Here is a 706-nt window from a genome sequence, read left to right as displayed (position 1 = left end):
GGTTAACGCTTCGAGCGGCTCGGTCGATTTCATCGCACCGAACAACGTGTTGAACACCAACACCCCGTTGACCAACAGCATTACTGGCGTAACCGGTGGCAACTACGAGCACCTGGAAACTGCAGGAACTCCGACCACCGTCGTCACCGATGACCCGGCCCGTTTGGACACCACCGGCCTGACCCTCAGCGCCACCGGCTCTGTGCAGGAAGGCGGCAACATCGTCTACACCGCCAAGCTGACCAACCCGGCTGGCACCGAGATGAAGATCACCTTGAGCAACGGTGAAACCATCACCATCGCCAAGGATGCCACCGAAGGCTCCGTGACCTTCGCGGCACCGAAAGACACTGTTTACGTCGACGCGGGTAGCGTCAGCGTGACCATCACTGGTACCACTGGTGGTGATTTCGAACACCTCGAAGTCAGCCCGACTGCCGCCGTCACCGCGGTTACGGATTCGATTGATACTTCGACCGTCACGCTGACTGCGACTGCCAGTGCCGTTGAAGGCGGTGTGGTTACTTACACCGCGAGCGTCACTGCTCCGGTCACCGGCGCCCCGCTGGTCATTACTCTGGCTAACGGCCAAAGCATCACCATTCCGGTCAATGCGAGCAGCGGTTCGGTCGATTTCATCGCACCGAACAACGTGCTGAACACCAACACCCCGCTGACCAACAGCATCACTGCTGTGACTGGCGGC

1 protein-coding gene is annotated in these 706 nt (G+C 59.8%); it reads left to right on the top strand.

The window, feature by feature from the left end:
* On the top strand, positions 1-706 hold a 706-nt coding region (locus NTD88_RS20180; protein WP_262153373.1), incomplete at both ends, for an immunoglobulin-like domain-containing protein.

The sequence above is a fragment of the Pseudomonas sp. 20P_3.2_Bac5 genome (genome assembly GCF_025466035.1).
GTDB lineage: Bacteria > Pseudomonadota > Gammaproteobacteria > Pseudomonadales > Pseudomonadaceae > Aquipseudomonas.
Note: the sequence above shows the minus strand (reverse complement) of the source record. Positions and strands in the feature narration are given on the sequence as shown.